Source organism: Streptomyces iranensis, assembly GCF_017874715.1.
In the GTDB taxonomy this organism is placed as follows: domain Bacteria; phylum Actinomycetota; class Actinomycetes; order Streptomycetales; family Streptomycetaceae; genus Streptomyces; species Streptomyces iranensis.
Genome location: NZ_JAGGLR010000027.1, coordinates 140,708 through 156,034, shown reverse-complemented (window position 1 = coordinate 156,034; position 15,327 = coordinate 140,708). Strand labels below are relative to the sequence as shown.

17 protein-coding genes and 3 tRNA genes are annotated in these 15,327 nt (G+C 70.0%); 5 read left to right on the top strand and 15 right to left on the bottom strand.

The annotated features are described in order from the left end of the window. Nucleotides 1–46 precede the first annotated feature (46 nt). From J2Z30_RS39570 to J2Z30_RS39545, 6 genes are all read right to left on the bottom strand, one after another. Nucleotides 47–937, bottom strand: coding sequence for an SCO4651 family lipoprotein (locus J2Z30_RS39570; RefSeq protein ID WP_486389179.1), 891 nt, complete (start codon nucleotides 935–937; stop codon nucleotides 47–49). Nucleotides 938–1,088: 151 nt separating this feature from the next. Continuing rightward, the gene (gene rplA, locus J2Z30_RS39565; protein WP_044571692.1) at nucleotides 1,089–1,808 is read right to left on the bottom strand and encodes a 50S ribosomal protein L1; all 720 of its coding nucleotides are present in this window, start codon (nucleotides 1,806–1,808) and stop codon (nucleotides 1,089–1,091) included. 95 nt (nucleotides 1,809–1,903) lie between these two features. After that, on the bottom strand, nucleotides 1,904–2,338 hold the full coding sequence (gene rplK / locus J2Z30_RS39560; protein ID WP_044571693.1) for a 50S ribosomal protein L11: 435 nt from the start codon (nucleotides 2,336–2,338) through the stop codon (nucleotides 1,904–1,906). Nucleotides 2,339–2,518: 180 nt separating this feature from the next. Further along, complete coding sequence (nusG, locus tag J2Z30_RS39555; protein ID WP_044571695.1) at nucleotides 2,519–3,355, bottom strand: transcription termination/antitermination protein NusG; 837 nt, start codon at nucleotides 3,353–3,355, stop codon at nucleotides 2,519–2,521. An 83-nt stretch (nucleotides 3,356–3,438) separates the two neighbouring features. After that, the gene (gene secE / locus J2Z30_RS39550; RefSeq protein WP_044571697.1) at nucleotides 3,439–3,729 is read right to left on the bottom strand and encodes a preprotein translocase subunit SecE; all 291 of its coding nucleotides are present in this window, start codon (nucleotides 3,727–3,729) and stop codon (nucleotides 3,439–3,441) included. 107 nt (nucleotides 3,730–3,836) lie between these two features. Then, nucleotides 3,837–3,909: transfer RNA gene (locus J2Z30_RS39545), tRNA-Trp, on the bottom strand. 181 nt (nucleotides 3,910–4,090) lie between these two features. On the opposite strand from J2Z30_RS39545, the gene J2Z30_RS39540 reads away from it, so the two are divergent. Both J2Z30_RS39540 and J2Z30_RS39535 read left to right on the top strand, forming a co-directional pair. Next, on the top strand, nucleotides 4,091–5,329 hold the full coding sequence (locus tag J2Z30_RS39540; RefSeq protein WP_044571698.1) for a pyridoxal phosphate-dependent aminotransferase: 1,239 nt from the start codon (nucleotides 4,091–4,093) through the stop codon (nucleotides 5,327–5,329). Between the two features lie 236 nt (nucleotides 5,330–5,565). Beyond that, entirely contained in the window at nucleotides 5,566–6,585 is a 1,020-nt protein-coding gene (locus J2Z30_RS39535; protein ID WP_044571700.1) for an adenosine deaminase, read from the top strand. A gap of 21 nt (nucleotides 6,586–6,606) precedes the next feature. Here J2Z30_RS39535 and J2Z30_RS39530 read toward each other — a convergent pair whose 3' ends face one another. From J2Z30_RS39530 to J2Z30_RS39505, 6 genes are all read right to left on the bottom strand, one after another. Continuing rightward, complete coding sequence (locus J2Z30_RS39530) at nucleotides 6,607–7,662, bottom strand: UDP-N-acetylmuramate dehydrogenase (RefSeq protein WP_044571701.1); 1,056 nt, start codon at nucleotides 7,660–7,662, stop codon at nucleotides 6,607–6,609. Nucleotides 7,663–7,823: 161 nt separating this feature from the next. Beyond that, nucleotides 7,824–8,258 carry a MaoC family dehydratase gene (locus J2Z30_RS39525; RefSeq protein WP_044571702.1) on the bottom strand — a complete coding sequence of 145 codons (435 nt, stop codon included), beginning with the start codon at nucleotides 8,256–8,258 and terminating at the stop codon, nucleotides 7,824–7,826. Next, a complete protein-coding gene (locus tag J2Z30_RS39520; RefSeq protein ID WP_044571704.1) occupies nucleotides 8,255–8,725 on the bottom strand; it encodes a MaoC family dehydratase N-terminal domain-containing protein in 471 nt (156 codons plus the stop codon). Before J2Z30_RS39520 ends, J2Z30_RS39525 begins: the two co-directional genes overlap by 4 nt. Before the next feature lie 84 nt (nucleotides 8,726–8,809). Continuing rightward, a complete protein-coding gene (gene rpmG, locus J2Z30_RS39515) occupies nucleotides 8,810–8,974 on the bottom strand; it encodes a 50S ribosomal protein L33 (RefSeq protein ID WP_009715907.1) in 165 nt (54 codons plus the stop codon). An 87-nt stretch (nucleotides 8,975–9,061) separates the two neighbouring features. Further along, a tRNA-Met gene (locus J2Z30_RS39510) sits at nucleotides 9,062–9,134 on the bottom strand. Nucleotides 9,135–9,193: 59 nt separating this feature from the next. Further along, nucleotides 9,194–9,266: transfer RNA gene (locus J2Z30_RS39505), tRNA-Thr, on the bottom strand. Nucleotides 9,267–9,494: 228 nt separating this feature from the next. On the opposite strand from J2Z30_RS39505, the gene J2Z30_RS39500 reads away from it, so the two are divergent. Then, the gene (locus tag J2Z30_RS39500; RefSeq protein ID WP_044571705.1) at nucleotides 9,495–10,775 is read left to right on the top strand and encodes an amidohydrolase family protein; all 1,281 of its coding nucleotides are present in this window, start codon (nucleotides 9,495–9,497) and stop codon (nucleotides 10,773–10,775) included. A gap of 24 nt (nucleotides 10,776–10,799) precedes the next feature. Further along, entirely contained in the window at nucleotides 10,800–11,465 is a 666-nt protein-coding gene (locus J2Z30_RS39495) for an NAD(P)H-binding protein (RefSeq protein WP_044571706.1), read from the top strand. Between the two features lie 27 nt (nucleotides 11,466–11,492). On the opposite strand, the gene J2Z30_RS39490 is transcribed toward J2Z30_RS39495, so the two are convergent. Beyond that, nucleotides 11,493–11,960 (bottom strand): DUF3574 domain-containing protein, encoded by a 468-nt coding sequence (locus tag J2Z30_RS39490; RefSeq protein WP_044571707.1) that lies wholly within the window; start codon nucleotides 11,958–11,960, stop codon nucleotides 11,493–11,495. Between the two features lie 400 nt (nucleotides 11,961–12,360). Next, nucleotides 12,361–13,206: a DUF1206 domain-containing protein gene (locus J2Z30_RS39485; protein WP_372453380.1), complete on the bottom strand. Its 846-nt coding sequence runs from the start codon at nucleotides 13,204–13,206 to the stop codon at nucleotides 12,361–12,363. A 172-nt stretch (nucleotides 13,207–13,378) separates the two neighbouring features. On the opposite strand from J2Z30_RS39485, the gene J2Z30_RS39480 reads away from it, so the two are divergent. Further along, nucleotides 13,379–14,617: an amidohydrolase family protein gene (locus J2Z30_RS39480; RefSeq protein WP_044571712.1), complete on the top strand. Its 1,239-nt coding sequence runs from the start codon at nucleotides 13,379–13,381 to the stop codon at nucleotides 14,615–14,617. A 24-nt stretch (nucleotides 14,618–14,641) separates the two neighbouring features. Here J2Z30_RS39480 and J2Z30_RS39475 read toward each other — a convergent pair whose 3' ends face one another. Then, entirely contained in the window at nucleotides 14,642–15,088 is a 447-nt protein-coding gene (locus J2Z30_RS39475) for an MscL family protein (RefSeq protein ID WP_044571714.1), read from the bottom strand. Between the last annotated feature and the right edge of the window lie 239 nt (nucleotides 15,089–15,327).

The following is a 15,327-nucleotide window of genomic DNA, read 5'->3' as shown; positions in this document are numbered from 1 at the left end:
TTCGTTGAGAGATTACGCGAACGGGCCGCGGCCAGGCAAATCGGCTCTACTGCTGGAGCATGTCCTGGAAGTCCACGGTGTCCGAGGAGGACGGCTCGGTGACGGTCACGCTGGTGCCGTAGTCCGAGTAGAAGACCGTGGAGTCGTAGGCGCCGCTGTTGCTCTGCGCCTGCTCACGCTTCTTGACCAGCAGGTTCTCCCCGTCCACCCACAGGTCGATGGTCTCGGTGTCCATACCGGAGGTCTCCAGCTGCTTCTGGAGGGCGTCCAGGTCGGACTGGCTGAGCTCCTTGGACTGCATCTTGGCGATCTCGGAGACCTTGACCGTACCCGTGTAGTGGGTGGCCTTGACGCCCTTCACGTCCTCGCTGCCCACGCTCTTGACCTTGCCCGTGGCGAGCAGCAGCTCCACCGAGCGCGACGGGTTGTTGTTCTGCATCTGGTCCTTCAGGAAGGCGCCCGAGGGGCCCGCCTTCTGGGCCAGCACGTCGTAGTCGTACTTCACCCAGTGCTTGCCGCTGCCCGCCTGGGCGGCGAACTCGTCGCCCATGTTCAGGAACATGGCGTCCGGCGTGTACTTGGCGTCCATCGGCTTGCCCGCGATCGGGGAGGAGGCGATGGCGCCACCGTTCTGCGTGATGGACATGTTGGCCCGGATGCCGTCGGCCCAGTCCATGTCGCCGGACATCTGCGAGTTCTGCTCGCCCATCTTGGTGGTGCCCTCGACCTTGGCCGAGTTCTTCTTGTCCGTCTGCTGCGAGGCGAGCTTGAGTGCCGCCAGCGGGCTCATCGCGGACTGCCCGGACTTGTCGCCGCCGGTCTTGTCGCCGGCCTTGTCGTCATCGGACTTCTCGCTCCCGCACGCGGTGAGGCCGACCATCAGAACAAGGCTTCCAGCGGCTATCGCCCATCGCGCACCGACATGAGTACCGCGCACGGCTCCCCCTAGTTTTTATTTCTCTTTTACTACGTCTGCAGAGTGACTCTAGCGGAGGGGGCCGACAGCGGAAGACGCCGGGCCCCCGCACCTTCGACGCGGTGCGGGGGCCCGGCGGTTGCACACCATGGTGCGCTGATCGGGGACTGCCTCAGATGACGTCTTCCTCGACCAGCAGGTTGCGGGTGCGGTTGGCGTCCAGCGGGATGCCGGGGCCCATCGTGGTGGTCAGGGTCGCCTTCTTGATGTAGCGGCCCTTAGCGGCGGACGGCTTGAGACGGTTGATCTCCTCGAGCGCCGCGGCGTAGTTCTCCACCAGCTTCGTCTCGTCGAACGAGAGCTTGCCGATGATGAAGTGCAGGTTCGAGTGCTTGTCGACGCGGAACTCGATCTTGCCGCCCTTGATGTCCGTGACGGCCTTGGCCACGTCCGGGGTAACGGTGCCGGTCTTCGGGTTCGGCATCAGACCACGCGGACCGAGCACCCGGCCGAGGCGGCCGACCTTGCCCATGAGGTCCGGGGTGGCGACGACGGCGTCGAAGTCCAGACGGCCCTTGGACACCTCGTCGATGAGCTCGTCGGAGCCGACGATGTCGGCGCCGGCGGCCTCCGCGGCCGCAGCACGGTCACCGGTCGCGAAGACCAGGACCCGGGCGGTCTTACCGGTGCCGTGCGGCAGGTTCACGGTGCCGCGGACCATCTGGTCGGCCTTGCGCGGGTCGACGCCCAGGCGCATGGCGACCTCGACGGTCGCGTCGAACTTGGTGACGGAGGTGTCCTTCGCCAGCCGGACGGCCTCGAGCGGGGCGTATGCGCGCTCCCGGTCGATCTTGGCGTCCGCAGCGCGGAGGGTCTTGCTGCGCTTGCTCACTCTTGCTCCTGATGTCTGTGGAGTTCGTGGTCCGGGCCAGCGCTTGGCCCTGCCACAGGTGGCCGCGGGGGCTGTCGGCCCCCACGCGGGAGGTGTCAGCCCTCGACCGTGATGCCCATGGAACGGGCGGTGCCGGCGATGATCTTCTCGGCGGCGTCCAGGTCGTTGGCGTTCAGGTCGGGCATCTTGGTGGTGGCGATCTCACGCACCTGGTCGCGGCTGATCTTGGCGACCTTGGTCTTGTGCGGCTCGCCGGAGCCCTTCTCCACGCCCGCGGCCTTGAGGATCAGCTTGGCGGCCGGCGGAGTCTTGGTCACGAAGGTGAAGGAGCGGTCCTCGTAGACCGTGATCTCCACCGGCACGACCATGCCGCGCTGCGACTCGGTCGCGGCGTTGTAGGCCTTGCAGAACTCCATGATGTTGACGCCGTGCTGACCCAGCGCGGGGCCGACCGGCGGGGCCGGGTTCGCGGCGCCGGCCTGGATCTGGAGCTTGATCAGCCCCGTGACCTTCTTCTTCTTGGGAGGCATGCTCTCTCCGGGTCCTAGTGAGAGGGTGTTCGCCTCCGAACCGGATCATCCGGATGGAGGCATACCGCACAACGATAACGGGTATAGCTGTGCGCCTTAAAACCGAGCAGGTCAGACCGGCCGCATAAGCCCGTCTGACCTGTCGGAAGTTCTCGTGAAGAGACTCAGCTCTGAAGAGACTCAGTTCTTCTGGATCTGGTCGAAGCTCAGCTCGACCGGGGTCTCCCGGCCGAAGATCTCCACCAGGCCCTTGACCTTCTTCGAGTCGGCGTTGATCTCGTTGATCGTCGCCTGCAGGGTCGCGAACGGGCCGTCGGTGACCGTGACCGAGTCGCCCACCTCGAAGTCCAGCACCTGGACCTCGACCTTGCGGCTCGGCGCCGGCACACCGCTCTCCTCGGCGGCGGCCTTGGCGGCCTTCTCCTCGGCCTCGGGGGCGAGCATCTTGACGATCTCGTCCAGGGTCAGCGGGTACGGGTCGTAGGCGTTGCCCACGAAGCCGGTGACGCCCGGGGTGTTGCGGACGACGCCCCACGACTCGTTCGTCAGATCCATGCGGACGAGCACATAGCCGGGCAGCTTGTTCTGCCGGACGTTCTTGCGCTCGCCGTTCTTGATCTGGACGATCTCTTCCTCGGGGACCTCGGCCTGGTAGATGAACTCCTCGACGTTCAGCGAGACGGCACGCTGCTCCAGGTTGGCCTTCACGCGCTTCTCGTAGCCCGCGTAGGTGTGGATCACGTACCACTCGCCGGGCAGCCCGCGCAGCTCCTCGCGGAGCGCCTCGACCGGGTCGACCTCAGCCTCGGCCTCGGTCTCGACCGCGTCGTCCGCCTGGGCCGCCTCGGTCTCGAGGGCGTCTTCGTCCTCGACGCGCAGCGCGTCCTCCTCGGCGGGAACGCCCGCCGAGGCGTCGGCCGCTTCAGCCTGGTCGGAGTCCGCCGCCTCGACGATGTCGAGCTCGTCCTCACGGGACTCGACGGGCTCGGCGGCGTCGTTCAGGTTCGGGTCAGACACTGTGGCTGCTTCTTCCTGGCTTCAAAGGGGTGGAACGTGCGAAAGAGGCGACGCCGGGACAGCGGCCGCCTTTCGCGAGGGTCTCAGCCAAAAACGTACTTGATGGCGTTGTTGAACCCATAGTCAATCACGGTCACGATGCCGATCATGATGACGACGAAAACGATCACCACGCTGGTGTACGTCGACAGCTGATTGCGCGTCGGCCAGACGACCTTCCGCAGCTCAGCGATGATCTGGCGGTAGAAAAGCGCGAGCCGGCCGAAGGGCCCCTTCTTCGCGCGTTTGCCACCACGACGACCCCGCTTGGTCGTCTCCTCATCCTCGGGACGACCGCTCTCAGGCGTCGCGGTGGAGCCAAGGGCTTCCGTCACTCGTCCTCACCTGAATCCGGGTCGTGGCCGTGCCGCGTCCGGCCCGGCCGCACAGCGGTGCTTGTCCTTGCGTACGCATGCACGCACCCTCATCACAGTGCGTGTAGCAGGGCCGGAGGGACTTGAACCCCCAACCGCTGGTTTTGGAGACCAGTGCTCTACCAATTGAGCTACGACCCTTTGTGGCACTCCCAACCTACCGCATACATCCGGCTGCACGGAGTGTGCGGTCGGATCCGGCTGTTGATCGGCCAACGACGGATGAGTGTACGTGCTTGACGGCCGGGCGTCGAACGAGAAGCGCGCGAAGTCTCCGCAAACCCGTGTGCCACCCATTTCGCCCGTCTGCGACGATGCATCTATGACCGCTGCTACTCCCCCAGTACAGTCCCCGACCGACCGGCGGGTCTCGGCCAGGATCGGTTCGATCTCCGAGTCCGCGACCCTCGCCGTCGACGCCAAGGCCAAGGCCCTCAAGGCCGCGGGCCGTCCGGTGATCGGCTTCGGCGCCGGTGAGCCCGACTTCGCCACGCCGGACTACATCGTCGACGCCGCGGCCGCGGCGTGCCGCGACCCGAAGTACCACCGCTACACCCCGGCCGGCGGACTCCCCGAGCTCAAGGCCGCGATCGCCGCGAAGACGCTGCGTGACAGCGGGTACGAGGTCGAGGCGGCCCAGATCCTGGTGACCAACGGCGGCAAGCAGGCGATCTACGAGGCGTTCGCCGCGATCCTGGACCCGGGCGACGAGGTCATCGTCCCCGCGCCCTACTGGACCACCTACCCGGAGTCGATCCGGCTGGCCGGCGGTGTCCCGGTGGATGTCGTCGCCGACGAGACGACCGGCTACCGCGTCTCCGTCGAGCAGCTGGAGGCGGCCCGCACCAAGAACACCAAGGTGCTGCTCTTCGTCTCCCCCTCGAACCCCACCGGCGCGGTCTACAGCCGTGAGCAGGTCGAGGCGATCGGCCGCTGGGCCGCCGACAACGGGCTGTGGGTGCTGACCGACGAGATCTACGAGCACCTGGTCTACGGCGACGCCCAGTTCCACTCGCTGCCGGTCGTGGTGCCCGAGCTGCGCGACAAGTGCATTGTGGTCAACGGTGTCGCCAAGACGTACGCGATGACCGGCTGGCGGGTGGGCTGGGTCATCGGTCCCAAGGACGTCGTCAAGGCCGCGACCAACCTCCAGTCGCACGCCACCTCGAATGTGAGCAATGTCGCTCAGGTCGCCGCGCTGACCGCCGTCTCGGGCGACCTCGACGCCGTGGCCGCGATGCGCGAGGCGTTCGACCGCCGCCGCCGCACCATCGTGCGGATGCTGAACGAGATCGACGGCGTCGAGTGCCCGGAGCCGGAGGGCGCCTTCTACGCCTACCCCTCGGTCAAGGGGCTGCTCGGCAAGGAGATCCGCGGCAAGCGGCCGCGGACCACCGTGGAGCTGGCCGAGATCATCCTGGAGGAGGCCGAGGTCGCGGTGGTGCCGGGTGAGGCGTTCGGCACCCCGGGCTATCTGCGGCTGTCCTACGCGCTGGGCGACGAGGACCTCGTCGAGGGCGTCTCCCGGCTGCAGAAGCTGCTGGGCGAGGCGAGCGCGTAAGGCATCATGAGCCGCATATGAGCGGGCTCCCGGCCGAGGCCGGGAGCCCGCTCATATGTTCAGGCCAGTCCTCGTTCAGAGAACGGGCTGCCTGTCCGCAGATTCGTACGGCAGTATCTGCAGGTGACTCCTCCCCCGAAGGGGCTTCTCACTCGACCGCTGTGCGGTCTCATGACGGACAAGCCCTGCCCGGCGCCCAATGGCACGGAGTGAAGCCTAGCAGTAACGGAGAGTTGATGGTACGCGTTCGTGATGTCCGCCTCTTGCCCAAGACGCATCTGCATCTTCACTTCACCGGCTCCATGCGCCCCGGAACCCTCCTGGAACTCGCCGACAAGTACGGCGTCCATCTCCCCGAGGCACTGAGCGGCGGTGAGCCGCCGAAGCTGCGCGCCACCGATGAGCGCGGCTGGTTCCGCTTCCAGCGGCTGTACGACATCGCACGCTCCTGTCTGCGGGAGGCCGACGACATCCGGCGACTGGTGCGCGAGGCGGCCCAGGAGGACGTGCGGGACGGGGCCCAGTGGCTGGAGATCCAGGTGGACCCCACCTCGTACGCCCCGCGTCTGGGCGGGCTGATCCCGGCGATGGAAGTCATCCTGGACGCGGTCGAGAGCGCCTCCGCGGACACCGGTCTTGGGATCAGGGTCCTGGTCGCCGCCAACCGCATGAAGCATCCGCTGGAGGCCCGCACCCTCGCCCGGCTCGCGGTGCGCTACGCGGACCGCGGCGTCGTCGGCTTCGGCCTCTCCAACGACGAACGGCGCGGATTCGCCCGCGACTTCGACCGGGCCTTCGCCATCGCCCGGGAGGGCGGGCTGCTGGCGGCGCCGCACGGTGGCGAGCTGTCGGGCCCCGGCAGCGTGCGGGACTGCCTGGACGACCTCGGTGCGGCCCGGGTCGGCCACGGGGTGCGCGCGGCGGAGGACCCACGGTTGCTCGCCAAGCTCGCCGAGCGCGAGGTGACCTGCGAGGTGTGCCCGTCGTCGAACGTGGCGCTCGGGGTCTACGAGAAGCCGGAGGACGTCCCGCTGCGCACGCTGTACGACGCGGGGGTGCCGATGGCGCTCGGGGCGGACGACCCGCTGCTCTTCGGCTCGCGGCTGGCGGCGCAGTACGAGCTGGTGCGCGAGCACCACGGCTTCACGGACGCCGAACTGGCCGAGCTGGCACGTCAGTCGGTACGCGGCTCGGCCGCGCCGGAGGAGGTCCGGCGGCGGATGCTGGCGGACATCGACGGCTGGCTGGCGGGCTGAGTACTCATGTGAGTACTCACATCAGATGCTCACGCCGACCGTCACCGGCTCGTTGACCAGCCGGATCCCGAACGCCTCCTCGACCCCGGCCACCACCTCGCGGGCCAGCGCCAGCAGATCCTCGGTCGTGGCCTGGCCCCGGTTGGTGAGGGCGAGGGTGTGCTTGGTGGAGATCCGGGCCGGGCCGGTGCCGTAGCCCTTGGTGAAGCCCGCCCTGTCGATCAGCCAGGCCGCGGAGGTCTTGACCAGGCCGTCGCCCGCCGGGAAGGCGGGCGGCGCGGTGTCAGGCCCCAGGCGTTCGGCGACGCGGGCCAGGAAGGCGGCGTGGGCGTCCTGGTCAAGCACCGGGTTGGTGAAGAACGACCCAGCCGACCAGGTGTCGTGGTCCTCGGGGGCGAGCACCATGCCCTTGCCCGCGCGCAGCCCCAGGACCGTCTCGCGGGCGACGGCGGCCGGCACCCGGTCCCCCACCTCGACGCCGAGCACCCGCGCGGTCTCGGCGTACCGGACGGGTGCGGAGAGCCCGTCCGCGTCCTCCAGCTCGAAGCGGACCCGGAGCACCACATGGCGGTCGGGGTCGGCCTTGAAGCGGCTGTGGCGGTAGGAGAAGGCGCAGTCGGCGTTCGGGATCGTGACGACCTCGTCGGCGCGGCGGTCGTAGGCGATCACCTCGGTGATCGTGGCCGAGACCTCCTGGCCGTAGGCGCCGACGTTCTGTATGGGCGTCGCGCCCGCGGAGCCGGGGATTCCGGCGAGGCATTCGATGCCCGCGAGCCCCGCCCGGACCGTACGGGCCACGGCGGCCGACCAGTTCTCGCCCGCGGCGAGCTCCAGGCGGGAGCCGTCGAGCGTGAAGCCGCTGGTGGCGATGTGCAGGACGGTGCCGTCGAAGCCCTTGTCGGCGATGACCAGATTGCTGCCGCCGCCGATCACCAGCAGTGGGGTCCCGGCCGCGTCGGCCGCACGGACCGCGGCGATGACCTCGTCGTCGGTGGTGGCCGTGAGCAGCCGGTTGGCCGGTCCGCCGAGACGGAAGGTGGTGAGGGGCGCGAGAGGGGCGTCGTGGAGTTCCTGCACGCGCTCAAGAGTACGGGGGCGCCCCCTGGGCCCCTGGAGGCGGCCGCCCCCGGTGTGGGGGTCCGGGGGCTGGCCTGCGGGCTGTAAGGGGCTCGGACGGGCCGCGCGCGCTCCGGCCTGCTCTCATCCGCCCGGGGGCCGCATCGGGCGCGGTCGGGGGCTCAGACGAGCCGTACCACGGCGCGGGCCCGGCCCAGCACCTTCTGGCCGGCGCTGGTCGCCGTGATGTCGAGGCGCACCGTACGGGCCTCGTCGTCCAGCTTGGCGGTCACCTTGGCGCCGATCTCGATGACCGCGCCCTTGTCGTCGTTGGGGACCACGACCGGCCGGGTGAAGCGGACGCCGTACTCGACGAGGGCGCCGGGGTCGCCGGCCCACTCGGTCACCACCCGGGCCGCCTCGGCCATGGTGTAGGCGCCGTGCGCGATGACGTCGGGGAGGCCGACCTCTCTGGCGAACTTCTCGTTCCAGTGGATCGGGTTGAAGTCGCCCGACGCGCCCGCGTAGCGCACGAGGTCGGCGCGGTTCACCCGGAACTCACGTGTCGGCACCTCGGTGCCGACCTCCACGGCGTCATACGAGATCTTGGCCGTCATCTGCTCTCCTCCACCTCTGCGTCAGCGGCGCGGGCCACCAGCGTCGTGAACGACGTCGCTACATGATCACCCGCCTCGTCGTGGACCTCGCCGCGGACGGACAGGATGTCGTTGCCGGCCAGCGACTTGATCGAGTCGATGATCGAGGTGACCTTCAGGCGGTCTCCCGCACGGACCGGGCGGGTGTACTCGAACCGCTGGTCGCCGTGGACCACCCGGCTGTAGTCCAGCCCCAGCTGCGGGTCCTCGACAACCTGCTTCCCGGCCGCCTTGAAGGTGATCGTGAAGATGAACGTCGGCGGGGCGATCACATCGGGGTAGCCGAGGTCCCGGGCCGCCTCGGGGTCGGTGTAGACCGGGTTGGTGTCACCGAGGGACTCGGCGAATTCCCGGATCTTCTCCCGGCCGACCTCGTACGCGGCGGTGGGCGGGTAGGTCCGCCCCACGAAGGACTGGTCGAGCGCCATCGGCGCACACCTCCTGCGATTGAATTACCAACGAAACGAGGCCGCCCCCCGCGAGTGGGGGCGGCCTCGAATGAGAGTTTATTGCTATCGCGTCTCACGGTGCGCGGTGTGCGCGTTGCAACGCGGGCAGTGCTTCTTGATCTCAAGACGATCCGGGTCGTTGCGCCGGTTCTTCTTGGTGATGTAGTTCCGCTCCTTGCACTCCACGCAGGCCAGCGTGATCTTCGGGCGGACGTCGGTGGCAGCCACGTGAGTGCTCCTTGACGAACGGATTAGGGGATTAACGCAGAAAGAGTAGCCGATCGAAGGACCGACCCCACAATCGGCTACTGTCAGTAGCGGTGACCGGACTTGAACCGGTGACACAGCGATTATGAGCCGCTTGCTCTACCGACTGAGCTACACCGCTGTGATGCGAGTGACTCCCCGCTCAACCAGCGTAGCGGAACGAGAAGCCTCACACATCAGAGCCCCAATACGGAATCGAACCGTAGACCTTCTCCTTACCATGGAGACGCTCTGCCGACTGAGCTATTGGGGCGAGCGATGAAGACATTACACGGTCGGCCGCCGAAGGTGAAATCCGTATCGGCCCCTCGTCACCCTGGACTCATGCACCACACCGGTACGACTATTCGGCTCCTCCGCGAAGCCGCCCCCACCTCGTCCTAGGCTTCGCTTCGCACCCACGTGATCTTGGCCGCGCACGCATCCGACGCGTGCCCGGCGCGTCACCCGTCACGTGCTCGGCGCGAATCCCAGGAGCGCGATGCCCGAGAGCCAGCAGCAGCCGCAACAGCCGCCCAGGAACGGCGGAGCGGCCCCCGGCGAGCCCACCGCCCTGGTGCTCGGCGGCGTCCGGCTCGCCGACGGACGCACCGTGGACGTCCGGCTCAGCTGCGGGCGGATCGAGGCCGTGGGCACGGCGGGCAGCCTCGTCCCCGGCACCCGGCTGGACCTCGGCGGCTATCTGCTGCTGCCCGCCCCCGCCGAACCCCACGCCCACTGCGACACCGCCCTTACGGCCGACATGACGGGTCCGGTCCCGTACGCCCCCGGGGACGTCCAGCGCCGTACCGTCGAGGCCGCCCTGCTCCAACTCGGCCACGGCGCCACGGCGCTGCGCACCCATGTCCGCATCGGCGGGGTGCACGGACTGCGCTCCCTGGACGCGGTCCTGGAGGCCGGCCGGACGCTGCGCGGGCTCACGGAACTGAGCGCGGTGGCGGTGCCCCGGGTGCTGACCGGCGCCGCCGGGGCGGACGGTCTGGCGATGCTGCGGGACGCGGTGAAGATGGGCGCGTCGGTCATCGGCGGCTGCCCCGACCTCGACCCGGATCCGACCGGCCACGCCGAGGCCGTCCTCGACCTCGCCGCCCGCCACGGCTGCGCCGTCGATCTGCACACGGACGGTGACGACCCGGCCCGCCTCGCCCGGCTCGCGGCGATGGCCGGGGGCCTGCGGCCGGGCGTCACCATCGGCCCCTGCGGCGGGCTCTCCCGGCTGCCCGCGGAGACGGCGAGGAGGACCGCCGAGCGGCTGGCGGCGGCCGGGGTGACCGTCGTCTGCCTCCCCCAGGGCGACTGCGCCGGGCTGGAGCACCAGGGCATGCGGGGAGCGCGCACCCGCGCCTGCGCGCCGGTGCGGCTGCTGCGCGCCGCGGGCGTCCGGGTGGCCGCGGGCAGCGGGGCGCTGCGGGACGCGGTGAACCCCGTGGGGCGCGGCGATCCCCTGGAGGCCGCCTTTCTGCTGGCGTCCCGGGGCGAGCTGCGCCCGGAGGAGGCGTACGAGGCGGTGTGCGCGCGGGCGCGGGCCGCGATGGGGCTCGCCGAGGTGCGGGTGGAGGCCGGGTTCCCGGCGGAGCTGCTCGCGGTGCGCGGGGACGGCCTCGCGGGGGTGCTCTCGCTCGCGTACAGCAGGGTCGTGGTGCACCGGGGGCGGGTGGTGGCCCGTACCAGCGCGGTGCGGGAGTACTGCGACTCGGCGGCCGCGGTGGCACTGGATCTGCCCCGGCAGGCGCGGCCGCAGAGCGGCGGCGAGCAACAGTAGGCCGCACGGCGTACGGTCGGGATCATGCGCATTGTCATCGCTGGTGGACATGGACAGATCGCGCTGCGGCTGGAGCGGCTGCTCACCGCGCGCGGAGACGAAGTGGCGGGCATCGTCCGCAAGCCGGAACAGGCGGGCGACCTGCTGGCGTCGGGCACCGAACCGGTCGTCTGCGACCTGGAGTCGGCCTCGCTCGAGGACGTGGTCAAGCATCTGGAGGACGCGGACGCGGCCGTCTTCGCCGCCGGAGCGGGCCCCGGCAGCGGTGTCGCCCGTAAGGACACCGTCGACCACCGGTCCGCGGTGCTCTTCGCGGACGCGGCCGAACGGGCCGGGGCCCGGCGCTTCCTGATCGTCTCCTCGACCGGCGCCTCCCACGAGCCGCCACCGGACACCGACCCGGTCTTCGCCGCCTATCTGCGCGCCAAGGCCGCGGCGGACGACGACATCCGCGCCCGGGACGGCCTCGACTGGACCGTGCTGCGCCCGGGACGGCTGACGAACGAGCCGGGCACGGGCCGGGTGAAGCTGGCCGAACGCACCGGCCGCGCCGAGATCACCCGCGACGACGTGGCCGCGGTCCTGGTCGCCCTCCTGGACGAGCCCCGTACGGCGGGCCGCACGCTGGAACTGATCAACGGCGACACGGCGGTGGCGGACGCGGTGGGGGCGGTCGCCGACCGGGGGTGATGGGCCGGGTCGGCCCGGCCCGAACGCTCAGAAGTCCACCCGGGCCGGGGCGTCGGCCCGAGCCACGGACTCCTGGGCGTACTGGCGTTCGTACGCCGTCCGGATCCGTTCGATCCGCGGGTCCTGCGCCCCCGCCTCGGAGGCCGGGTAGAACAGGACCACCTCGTACGAGCGCTCCCGCTCGATCGTCCCGTTCTGGTCCCGCCACTGCCCCCGGCCGTCGTGGATCGTCAGGCCGGAGGGGAAGCGCGGGGTGATCCGCCGGTCCACGAAGGCCAGGAACTGCTTCTCGGTGACGGGCGGCCCGCCGTCGGGGCGCTCGGTGCCGAAGAAGAGCCGGGTCTCGACATACGGCTTGCCCCGGCCCACGGCGCCGGAGGCCGCCGCGGCGGGCGGGTCGTCCAGCGCGGCGTAGGCGGCGACGGGGGTGGCGGCGGCGAAGGCGAAGGCCGCTCCGACGGCGGCGAGACGGACGCGTGGCTTCATGGTCGGCATCGTCCGATCGTCCCGACGCCGGGGCCCCTCGGGAAGAGCGCCTTACGGTGCACATCCGTGCGAGGCGCGGGGCGCATTCGCGCGAGGCGCGGGACGCATCCGTGAGAGACGTGAGGCGCGTCCGCGCGAGGCGCGAGGCACATCCCCGCGAGACGCGAGGCACATCCCCGCGAGACGCGAGGCACATCCCCGCGAGACGCGAGGCACATCCCCGCGAGACGCGAGGCACATCCCCGCGGGACGCGGGACGCCTCCTTACGAGACGTGCGATACGTCCGCGCGAGGCGCGGGGCGCATCCGTGCGAGACATGCGACACGTCCGCGCGAGGCACGGGGGCTGGTCCGACCCGGTGTCAGGCGGCAGCGGCCCGCTCCGGGACCACCCGGCCCAGGACGTCGCTCAGACCCTGCGCCACCGGGCCATCGCGAACGAGAACACCCCGAAGAGCGCCAGCCCCAGCGCCACCGCCATCAGCAGCCAGGGGCCCGCCGCCGTCCCGGCGAAGGTTCGCAGGGTGTCGTCGATGCCCTTCGCCTTGCCCGGGTCGTAGCGCACCGCCGCCGTGAGCGCGAAGCCGCCCGCCACCGCGAACACCGCCCCGCGGGCCACCCCGCCGCAGATCCCGAGCGCCTCCACAGCCCGCCGCGCCCGCCGGGACATCGCGCCCACCTTGAGGTGCTTGCGGAAGCCGCGCCGGATCGCCCGTACCGCGATCCACACCCCCGCCACGGCCACCGCGGTTCCGGCGGCGGCGACCAGCCACCGGCCGTACGGCAGGTCGAGCGCGCGGGCCGTCACGTCCTTCGACTGCCGGTCGCTGGAGCCGCTGCCCTGCTCGCCGGTGGCGAAGGACAGCACCGAGTACGCGACGACGCCGTAGAAGACCGCGCGGACGGCCCCCGCCAGCCGCTTCCGCGCCGCGCCCCCGTCCGGGCCCGCCGCCCCGAAGACCGCCTCGGACAGCCGCCACAGCGCCATGGAGGCCAGCCCGATGCCGACCGCCCAGACCAGCGCCGCGCCGAACGGCTGCTTGGCGAGGATCTGGAGCGCCCCGCCCCGGTCGGCCTGTTCTCCGTGGTCGCCCGAGGCGATGCGCAGCGCCAGGACGCCGATGAGCAGATAGAGCACTCCCCGGGTGGTCAGCCCCCAGCGGGCCGCCGCCTCGATGGCCCGGGTGCCCGCCTGGCGCGGGGTGCGTGTGCGCGTTGCCGAACCCAATCCGCGTGCGATCGACGATGCGTTCACCGTTTCCTCCCCAGTTGTCGCTCATCGTTTGCCCTGGACGTACATGCGGAAACGGGACTTTCTCTTGTTGGTTGAAGCGATCCGCCCTACGCTGCCGCCACCGAATCTGACGAACCGTCAGATCGAGGGAACGGACAGGACCACCACGAGGAGACCGGGGAGAGATGGCGAGATGACCGGCGAGACGAACGGCACCACCGAGCTGCCCCTGGTCATCAGCGTCGATGACCATGTGATCGAGCCCGCGCACCTCTTCGAGACCTGGCTCCCGGCCAAGTACCGGGACCGCGGCCCCAAACCCCTTACTGCCGGGATCGGCGAACTTGCCTACATCGGCGGCAAGTACAAGTTCACCACCGACCCGGAAGGCCAGCTGACCGACTGGTGGAGTTACGAGGGCGACCTCTTCCCCTACAAGCGGATCATCGCCGCCGTCGGCTTCTCGCGCGACGAGATGACCCTCGACGGCATCACCCGCGAGCAGATGCGCCGCGGCTGCTGGGACCCCAAGGACCGCCTCGCCGACATGGACCTCAACCATGTCGAGGCGTCACTGTGCTTCCCGACCTTCCCCCGCTTCTGCGGCCAGACCTTCGCCGAGGCGAAGGACAAGGAGGTCGGGCTCGCGTGCGTCCGCGCGTACAACGACTGGATGGTCGAGGAGTGGTGCGGCGACAGCGGCGGCCGCCTCATCCCGCTCTGCCTGATCCCCCTGTGGGACGTCGACCTCGCCGTGCAGGAGATCCGCCGCAACGCGGCCCGCGGCGTCCGCGCGGTGACCTTCAGCGAGATCCCCACCTACCTGGGGCTTCCCAGCATCCACAGCGGCTACTGGGACCCGTTCTTCGCCGAGTGCGAGGCCACGGGGACGGTCGTGTGCATGCACATCGGCTCCTCCTCCCAGATGCCCGCCGCCTCCCCCGACGCCCCGCCGGCCGTCCAGGCCGCGCTGAGCTTCAACAACGCCATGGCGTCGATGATGGACTTCCTCTTCAGCGGCGTCCTGGTCTCCTTCCCGCGCCTGAAGCTGGCCTACGCCGAGGGCCAGATGGGCTGGATCCCCTACGCCCTGGAGCGCGCCGACGACGTCTGGGAGGAGCACCGCGCCTGGGGCGGCGTCCGCGACCTCATCCCCGAGCCGCCGTCCACGTACTACTACCGGCAGATCTTCTGCTGCTTCTTCCGCGACAAGCACGGGGTCGCCTCGCTGGACACGGTCGGCGTGGACAACGCCACCTTCGAGACCGACTACCCCCACGTCGACTCCACCTGGCCGCACACCCGCCGCATCGCCGCCGAGCATGTGGCCGACCTCTCCCCCGAGACCACGTACAAGATCCTCCGCGGCAACGCGATCCGCATGCTGGAGCTGGACCTCGACCGGGGGCGGCGGGCGGGGGCGGGCGGCTAGCCCCGGCAGCCCCGTGCGCGGCGACTAGGCCGTGCGCGGCGGCTCGCTCGTGCGCGGCTGGTCCGAGCCGCAGTAGCGGCACTTGCGCGCCGCCTCGGGGATGTCCTCGGCGAGGCACTCCGGGCAGGTCTTGAGCGGGCCGGGCTCCCCGAAGACCTCGGCGCCCCGGCGGCGCTGGGTGTACTTGTACGGCACGACGATCAGGAAGTAGATGACGCCCATGAAGATGATGAAGTAGATCAGGGCGGAGATGAACGACCCGATGTTGAGGTAGGTCGAGGTGTTCCCCTGGTCGCCGAGCTGCCAGCCGAGCCCGGCCGATTTGCCGCCCTGGAGCCGGGCGATGATCGGGTTGATCACGGAGTCGGTGAAAGCCTTGATCAGCGTCGAGAACGCCAGCGCTGTGACCAGGCCGACGGCGACGACGATGACATCACCGCGCATGAGGAAGTTCTTGAAGCCCCTGAGCACGATCCGCCCTCTCTGTCCTGATACGGGGGAATCACCACCCTAGGAGCGGTACCGCGGAGCCCAGGGCGCGCCACGACGGACGGCCGCCCGTACGGCGGCAGGTCCCCGCGCACAACGCCGGAACTGGGCCTCGACCACCGAGGACTTTCCGAAACGACTTAAGTCATGGAATGAAATAAGCCGTGCCGCGAGGATTGACGTCCTTCGCCCGGCCTTGAATCATTCAGTCACCGAGCACC

Bases quoted from the DNA above. Each gene is read 5' to 3' on its own strand.
- J2Z30_RS39540 (WP_044571698.1), top strand. From the start codon at position 4,091: ATGACCGCTGCTACTCCCCCAGTACAGTCCCCGACCGACCGGCGGGTC.
- J2Z30_RS39490 (WP_044571707.1), bottom strand. From the start codon at position 11,960: ATGCCGACCATGAAGCCACGCGTCCGTCTCGCCGCCGTCGGAGCGGCC.
- rplK (WP_044571693.1), bottom strand. From the start codon at position 2,338: ATGCCTCCCAAGAAGAAGAAGGTCACGGGGCTGATCAAGCTCCAGATC.
- J2Z30_RS39520 (WP_044571704.1), bottom strand. From the start codon at position 8,725: ATGGCGCTCGACCAGTCCTTCGTGGGGCGGACCTACCCGCCCACCGCC.
- J2Z30_RS39500 (WP_044571705.1), top strand. From the start codon at position 9,495: ATGCCCGAGAGCCAGCAGCAGCCGCAACAGCCGCCCAGGAACGGCGGA.
- J2Z30_RS39535 (WP_044571700.1), top strand. From the start codon at position 5,566: ATGGTACGCGTTCGTGATGTCCGCCTCTTGCCCAAGACGCATCTGCAT.
- J2Z30_RS39525 (WP_044571702.1), bottom strand. From the start codon at position 8,258: ATGACGGCCAAGATCTCGTATGACGCCGTGGAGGTCGGCACCGAGGTG.
- J2Z30_RS39480 (WP_044571712.1), top strand. From the start codon at position 13,379: ATGACCGGCGAGACGAACGGCACCACCGAGCTGCCCCTGGTCATCAGC.
- J2Z30_RS39495 (WP_044571706.1), top strand. From the start codon at position 10,800: ATGCGCATTGTCATCGCTGGTGGACATGGACAGATCGCGCTGCGGCTG.